We start from the raw sequence: 8,242 nt of genomic DNA on the forward strand, positions 1-8,242 counted from the left end.
CGCAGAAGTCAAAACCGTGATGCTTCGGTGAAGCGTGTTCCTTCCGGCTTCTGCCCGAGAGCGGCGACGGCGGCGGCGAAGCGATCGCTCCCGGCTGGCCCGCAACTCCTGAAAGCGTCCTCAACGGGCGGCCGATCGGGAAACGATTGGCGGTTGAGGACGACATCGTCCCCCATCGCGGCCGCAAGCGCCGCGTCGGCGTCCGCGGTTCGGCGATCGCCACCACGACGACAGCCGGCCTCTTGGGCGCCGTCGGCAGCACCGTGGCCAAATGCCCGTGTCCAGACGCGCTGTGCAGGGGCTTGTGCAGGGCCGGCTGGCTTCAGTCAGCCAACACGGATGCATTTCAACAACTTAGATCAAACTGGTGGCGGAGGGGAGGGGCCTGGGCTCCAACCTTCTGCTCTGGGCAGCGCGTTGTCCGTCGCAGTCCCGCGAACTTGTGCGTAGTGGCGGAGGGAGAGGCCGCCATATCATTGTACAGCGTCGTACACTCGTATCCCATAAGTCGCTGTTTTCACCCGTCTCTCTTGCGTCATCCGTCCCCACGTGTCTACCGTCGTGCGTAGGTTGCCGCCTGCAATGCGTAGGTAGGTGCGTGGGTAGGAGGGAATGGCGGTGGCAGCTAGAACGGCGAAGCGGCTCAACACGCGGACGCTCGCCACGCTCACGAAGCCGGGCCTTTACGCCGATGGTGACGGGTTAAACCTCCAGATCGGCAAGACCGGCTCGCGCTCGTGGATTTACCGTTACCGCCGTGGCGACGGCCGGGAGGGCTGGCTGGGGCTGGGTAGCCTCTCGGACGTGACGCTTGCCCAGGCGCGAGAAAAGGCCGCCCATGCGCGGCAGCTTCGGGCAGCGGGGTTGGACCCTCTCGACGAGAAGCGCGCACCCGTCGCCTCCCAGGGCGATGCGGCTCCGGCGAAGCCGACGTTCGGCGAGTTTGCCGACGCTTATGTCGCTGAGATCGAGGCCGGTTTTTCCAACCCGAAGCACCGGGCGCAGTGGAAGATGACTCTCGGCGACGCCTACTGCGACACGATCCGCGGGAAGCCGATTGATGAAGTGACCACTGATGACGTCGTGGGCATCCTTCGCCCCATCTGGCTCACCAAGAGCGAGACAGCCTCCCGAATCCGCGGCCGTATCGAGCAGGTGCTGAGTGCAGCAAAGGCGAGAGGACTCAGGTCGGGTGACAACCCGGCGCTCTGGCGCGGCCACCTGGACGTACTGCTCCCCAGGCGTCAGAAGCTCACCCGCGGTCACCACAAGGCGAAGCCCTACGCCGAGGTTCCGGCGCTGATGGCGCGCCTCGGCCGGCTCACCGGCATGAGCACCTTCGCCCTTCGCTTCACGATTCTGACGGCGGCCCGGAGCGGCGAGGTACTGGGGGCGAGGTGGCGTGAGGTCGACCCCGAGGCCGGCGTGTGGACGGTGCCCGGCGAGCGGATGAAGATGGGCCGGGAGCACCGCGTTCCGCTGTCGCCGGCGGCTCTGGCAATCCTGGCGGAGGTGGCGCCGCTGCGGCCCGCTGATGACGGCGGCTCGGCGTTCGTGTTTCCGGGCCAGAAGCGAGGCCGACCCCTCTCCGTCATGGCGCTGACGATGGTCATGCGGCGGCTGAGGGCCGATGCGACCGTTCACGGCTTCCGCTCGGCGTTCCGCGACTGGTGCGCCGAGGAGACGAACCATACTCGGGAGGTGGCCGAGCAAGCGCTGGCGCATGTGGTGGGCGATGCGACCGAGCGTGCGTATCGCCGCGGTGACGCGCTGGAAAAGCGGCGAGCGCTGATGGCGGAGTGGGCGACGTACTGCGAGAGGTGGCCAACCGAAGAAAAGCGTGCTTGATGTATATTGAAGTTGACCCAGCACTAAAATATGGAATGTATTCTAGAAGTGATTGTGGCTCTGATCAGCCGAAGGTGATCTTGAGATTGCAATATCATCGGCGGTGTGTGCTTTCCTGCGACAGCTGGGCGCAGCGAAGGATCAACAGTAGCCTGCAGTCTGACCTTCGCAGGCGGTTCATGTCTGCGCCCACCTCAGCGCTCCATCTTGAGTGTCTTGAATTGCCCACTTTAGAGAGATGTAAGTGGCCATTGACAATGGGATCCGGGGCGCAGTGTTATGTTGTTGGCGACTGTCGCTTCTGCGGCGTTATCGAATGCCATCTAGACATAAGAACTATACAATCGAGAGAACAAAAAATCAGGGCGAACGTTCATGGCAAAATACAAAATAAAATACAGAGTATTGGACCGAGAAAATCCAAGAAGAGTTCTTCTATCCCCAACTCAGACCATTGTTATAGCCGCTTCAGAAACAAACGCTATCAGTGAAGTAAAAAAGAAGCAATCAAATTATATGAAAGTCCGCAATGGTGAACTTGATATAATTTCGATTGAAAAAGTATAGAATACTTATTGTTGGCTCCGTCCAAAATGACGTGCTGCTTCAGTGACTCGTCGTCACTTCCCATCGGCCGCCTACGAACCCTGCGTCGTCGTCTGAGGCAGAATCTCCACTACCTCTTATTGAACGAGCCGCTCATCATTGCCACGCACGATTGCGTCTCCGGAGAACGGCGCCTCGCCAAAAAGGGATTGTTCCGAGCTGGCCTCTATCGCCTGCCGGACACACTGAAGGAGCAAGCCGCGACCCTATGGCGGACTTACCTCATGCGGGATTTCAGGTGCCAAGGCGTCACCTCGCTGTCGATCTAGCGGTGGTATTGGCCCAACCGAAATCGAAAGCTATGAAATGTCAGCATGTTTCAGCGTAGTGTAAAGCCCGGAGGGCGCGTAGCGAAGCGTGCTGCGCTTTCAAAAAATGGGCGTTGGGGGGGGGGAGACGAGTTGCCCGCGGTAGGAGATTTCGTCCGCGTCCGATCACGACGCTGGCTGGTCGAGGAATCACGCACGTTTGGCCGTCTGCCAGTCGTTCGGCTCGCCTGCATCGAGGACGATGCCTCCGGCGAGACGGTCGAGGTGGTGTGGGATGCCGAGCTCGACGCGACGGTCCTCGCAGACGAGGGGTGGGAGCAGGTCGCCAAGGTCGGCACGGACGACCCGGCCGTCTTCTCCTCCTACTTCCGGACGCTGCGCTGGAACACCGCCACGGCAGCGGACCGCGAGCTCTTCCAGGCGCCGTTCCGGGCGGGCATCCACCTCGACGCGTTCCAGTTGCTGCCGCTGCGCAAGGCGCTGAAGCTGCCGCGGGTGAACCTGCTGATCGCCGACGACGTCGGCGCCGGCAAGACCGTCGAGGCGGGGCTGGTGGTGCGCGAGCTGCTGCTCCGCCATCGCATCGACTTCGTCCTCGTCGCCGCGCCCGCCGGCACCGTGCGGCAGTGGCAGGACGAGCTCGAAACCAAGTTTGGTCTCTCGTTCACCATCGTCGACCGCGACTTCCTGGGGGCCCTGCGGCGCGAGCGCGGCTATGGCGCCGATCCCTGGTCGGCCGGCTCGCGCTTCATCCTCTCGCACTCGCTGGTGACCGACGAGACATACGTCTCGGGACTCCGCGACCTTCTCGGCGACTTCCGCTCGCGCTCGCTCCTCATCCTCGACGAGGCCCACCACGCCGCGCCGGCGAGCGGCATGAAGTATGCGATCGACAGCCAGTTCACGAAGACGATGCGCGGCCTCGCCGATCGCTTCGAGCACCGCCTGTTCCTCTCCGCGACGCCGCACAACGGACACTCGAACTCATTCTCGGCGCTCCTGGAGATGCTGGACCCGCAGCGCTTCACGCGGGGCGTGCCGGTGCGGCCGCGCGACCTTGACCCGGTGATGGTCCGCCGGCTGAAGTCGGATCTGCGCCACTTCGGCGAGAAGTTTCCGGAGCGCCGGATCGAGCCGGTCGTCATCAATAACCTGCCGCCGGACGCGCCTGAGCTGCAGCTCTCGCAGATGCTGCGTGCCTACGCCGAGATGGTGAGGGCGAAAGCGGAGGGTCTGCCGCCGAAGCAGGCGGGTTTCGCGCGGCTGACGCTGGTCGGCCTGCAGCAGCGGCTGCTGTCGTCGATCGCCGCCTTTGCGCGCACGCTTGAAGTCCACCGCCGCGGCCTGGCGAGGGCCGCGAGCCTCGCCGTCCCGACCTTCGCCTCCGACCCTGGCGCAGCGCCGGAGATCGAGGAGGAGCCGGACGACGAGGCAGCGGCCGAGTTCGCCATCGAACGTGAAGAGGAAGAAGCGGCCGAGGCCTCGGGCGTCGCCGTGGCCGCGGTGTCGGACGTAGCGATGGTCGACGAGATGCTGAAGCTCGCGCGCCGCCACGCCAATCAGCCGGACGCACGCGTGCACCGCCTCGCTGCGTGGATCCGGGCCGAAATGGCGCCGGGCGGGCGCTGGAACGATCGTCGGCTCATCCTCTTCACGGAGTACGAGGACACGCGGCGCTGGCTCGAGAAGCGGCTGCAGGAGGAACTGGACGATCTTGATCCGGATGCCCGCATCGCCTGCTACACCGGTGCCACGCCGACCGATCGCCGGGAGGAGCTGAAGCGCCGCTTCAACACCGATCCCACCGCCGATCCGCTGCGCATCCTGATCTGCACCGACGCCGCCCGCGAGGGCATCAATCTGCAGATGCGCTGCCACGATCTCTTCCACGTCGACCTGCCGTGGAACCCGGCGCGGCTCGAACAGCGCAACGGCCGCATCGACCGCAAGCTGCAGCCGTCAACCTTCATCACCTGCCGCTACTTCGTCTACGCGCAGCGCGAGGAGGACGTCGTGTTGCAGGCGCTGGTGCGCAAGACGGAGCGCATTCGCGAACAGCTCGGCTCAGCCGGCCAGGTGATCGCCGACCGACTCGGCGAGCGCCTCGCCCGCGAGGGCATCGCGCGTGCCGGCCAGCTCGCCCGCGAGATCGAGGCGGAGGAGGGCGGCGACCTCTCCCGCCGGGCGGTGGAGGAAATGGACGACGCGACGGCCAGGCGCCGCGAGAGGCAGGCGAAGGAGCTCGACGATCTGCGCAAGACGCTGGAGGAGTCCCGCGAGAAGGTGGGCGTCGATCCGGACGACCTGCGCGCCGTCCTCGCCGTCGCCATGGGACGCTCCGGCACCAGCCTCGACGCACACCGCACCGGCGAGATCAACGGCACGCCGATGTTCCGCCTCGACCCCGCGGATCCCGAGCTGGCGAAGGCACGCTGGGCGGACTCACTCGACGATCTCCGCATCCGCCGCCGCAAGCGGGGGGAGAGCCTGAAGGATTGGCGCCGCGACGCCCCGGTTCGCGCCTTCGCCTTCGAGCCTGCCGTTACCGAGGCCGGCGTCGACGTCGAGGGCGTCGTGCAGGTGCACCTCGAGCACCGGCTGGTGCGGCGGCTGCTGTCGCGCTTCCTGGCCCAGGGCTTCGCCTCCGGGCTGTCGCGGGCGTGCGTGTTGCTCGGCCCCGGCGCGCAGCCGCGCGTTGTGCTGATCGGCCGCCTGGCGCTCTACGGACCTGGCGCCGCGCGGCTGCACGAGGAGATCATCCTGGTGACAGCACCCTGGTTGGAAGCGGGCCGGGGGACGAAGCCGCTGAAGCCGTTCGGTAGAGACGGCGAGGCGACAACGCTGGATCAGCTCGACAGGGCGTTCAAGTCGGCTCGCACGCCGGCCCCCCACATCGTCGATCGCATCCGAGCCTTCGCCGCGCAGGACGCCGCCGACCTTGAGCCGGAGCTGCGCGAGCGAGCGGACAAGGCGAAGGCAGCGGCGGCTCGCGATCTCGCGATGGTCGCCGACGCCGAGGCGACCTCGCTGCAGCGCCTCCTCGAGGAGCAGCGCTCGCGCGTCGCCAAGGCGGACGCCGAGCCGGACGAAAAGCAGCTTTCGTTCCTGCCCGAGATCACGGCGGAGGTAGAGCAACGCAGGCGCGACCGCAGCCACTGGAAGACGAAGCTCGCGCGGCTGACGCAGGACCTGGAGACGGGTCCGAAACGCGTGCGCGAGTCCTACGCCATCGTCGCCGACCGCCTGGAGACGGTCGGGCTCGTCTACCTCTGGCCGGTCGGAAACTGAGATGGCGTGGATCGACCCCAACGAGGAGTGGCTCGGCCACGTGCAGCCGGTCGGCCTGGTGGTCGCGCCGGTGGTGCTGCGCCAGTTCGACCTCGTGCCGCAGCAGCAGACCAAGGAGGACATGAAGAAGGCGAAGGCGCATCTTTCGCCATCCTCCGATGACCCTGGTCCAGCCCTCATCGACGCCTGGGCCTTCTTCCACGACATCCTCGGCTGGCAGCCGGCGCAGGTGGCGGGTGCCCCGGGTGGGCCGGCGGTGCCGGACGACCTCATGCTGCGCATCGACGAGAGCGACACCGAGATCGCCCCGCACTGGGCGGTGACGGCGCCCGGCGGCGGGCACCAGATCCTCGTGCGGATTGAGGCGGTGGGAGTGGACCCGGACGGACGCGGCGCGCTCGCCGGCTGGGAAGCGACTCCGCACCAGCGGCTGGAGCGGCTCTGCAAGGAGAAGGAGGTCCGCACCGGCATCCTCGTCACGGATGGGGAGTTGCGCCTGATCTACGCCCCGCGCGGCGAGACGAGCGGCTGGCTGCGCTTCCCGCTGCGCTCGCTCGGCGAGGTCGGCGGGCGGCCGATGCTCGGTGGCCTCAAGCTGCTGCTGTCGTCCTACCGCCTGCACAACGACGCGACCGACCGGCGGCTGCCCGCGCTGCTGCAGGCGAGCCGTGACGCGCAGGCGGAGGTCTCCACCAAGCTCGCCGCGCAGGTGCTGGGCGCCCTCCACGAGCTGATGCGCGGGCTCAATGAGGCCGACGGCCCCCGCCTGGAGGCGCTGGCCCGCTCGCGGCCGGACCACCTCTACGACGGCCTGCTGACGGTGCTGCTGCGCCTCGTCTTCCTGCTCTATGCGGAGGATCGCGACCTCATCCCGTCGAGCGCGCAGGCGGAGGCGCGCGCCTTCTACGCCCAGGGCTACGGCGTGCGGTCGCTGCACGCCCGCCTGCTGGAGGACCGCACCCGCCACGAGCTCACCATGCACCTCCGGCGCGGGGCCTGGGCGCGGCTGCTGGCGCTGTTCCGCCTGGTGCATGCGGGCGATGCCTCCGGCGACTGGATCCGCGGCCGCGGCGGGCGGCTGTTCGATCCGGCGGCATTTCCCTTCCTGCAGATGCAGGACGGGCCGGACGACGCCCCAGCACCGGCGGACGTCTCGGACGAGTGCGTGCTCAGGATCCTCGATCGGCTGCTCGTGCTCGACGGCGAGAAGCTCTCCTACCGCACGCTCGACGTCGAGCAGATCGGCAGCGTCTACGAGACCGTGATGGGCTTCACGGTCGAGACGATGTCCGGCCCGGCTCTCGCCATCCGCGCCGGCAAGAAAGAGCGAACGCCGGTGTTCGTCGACCTTAACCGCCTGCTCACAGCAAAGCCGGCTGAGCGGGTGAAGTTCCTGAAGGTGGAGGCGGAGCTCGCCAAGACCCCCACGAAGGTCGAGGCGGCGCTGAAGGCGGCCAGCACGATCGAGAATCTCGCCGCAGCGCTCCATCAGATTGTCGACGAGCGTGCCTCGCCCGGTGCCTCCTTGGCCCCCGCCGGCACGCCGCTGCTGCAGCCGACCGACGAACGGCGGCGCACCGGCAGCCACTACACGCCGCGCGCCCTCACCGAGCCGATCGTCCGCCACGCGCTGGAGCCGGCCTTCGAGCGCATCGGCGCCGACGCGACGGCGGAGGACGTGCTGTCACTGAAGGTGTGCGACCCGGCGATGGGCTCGGGCGCGTTCCTGGTCGAGGCTTGCCGCGCGCTCGGCGACCGTCTGGTCCGCGCGTGGGAGCGGTGGTCTGAGACGCGACCGAAGATCCCCGCCGACGAGGACGAGCCGCTGCACGCCCGCCGGCTAGTGGCGCAGCGCTGCCTCTACGGCGTCGACAAGAACCCGCGCGCTGTGGAGCTCGCGAAGCTGTCACTGTGGCTCGCGACGCTCGCCCGCGACCACGAGTTTACCTTCCTTGACCACGCCCTCAAGAGCGGCGACAGCCTGGTGGGTCTGGACAGCCAGCAGATCGCGGCGATGCACTGGGATGCCTCGAAACCGGGGCTGCCGCTGTTTCGCCAGTTCGTGGCGGATCGCGTCGAGGAGGCGCGCAAGGCCCGCGCCGACATCCAAGCGGCGCCGGACGACACGCGACGCATCGTGCTCGAGCAGAAGCACAAGTTCGTCGAGGACCGGGTCGCGCTCGTCCGCATCCTCGGCGACGCGGTGCTGTCAGCCTTCTTCGAGGAGACTA

At 67.2% G+C, this 8,242-nt stretch carries 4 protein-coding genes; all 4 read left to right on the forward strand.

All coding sequences use genetic code 11. The features are described from left to right. The first annotated feature begins 612 nt into the window (after positions 1–612). Positions 613–1,848, forward strand: coding sequence for a tyrosine-type recombinase/integrase (locus RUR49_RS10635; RefSeq protein WP_409146331.1), 1,236 nt, complete (start codon positions 613–615; stop codon positions 1,846–1,848). Positions 1,849–2,223: 375 nt separating this feature from the next. After that, on the forward strand, positions 2,224–2,415 hold the full coding sequence (locus RUR49_RS10640; RefSeq protein ID WP_409146332.1) for a hypothetical protein: 192 nt from the start codon (positions 2,224–2,226) through the stop codon (positions 2,413–2,415). A gap of 440 nt (positions 2,416–2,855) precedes the next feature. Continuing rightward, positions 2,856–6,011, forward strand: coding sequence for a DISARM system SNF2-like helicase DrmD (gene drmD / locus RUR49_RS10645; protein WP_409146333.1), 3,156 nt, complete (start codon positions 2,856–2,858; stop codon positions 6,009–6,011). 1 nt (position 6,012) lies between these two features. Further along, positions 6,013–8,242, forward strand: a 2,230-nt coding sequence (locus RUR49_RS10650) for a DNA methyltransferase (protein WP_409146334.1), incomplete at its 3' end; no start/stop codon positions are given.

This window comes from Pseudoxanthobacter sp. M-2 (assembly GCF_046156265.1).
Taxonomy (GTDB): Bacteria; Pseudomonadota; Alphaproteobacteria; order Rhizobiales; family Segnochrobactraceae; genus CAMDHY01.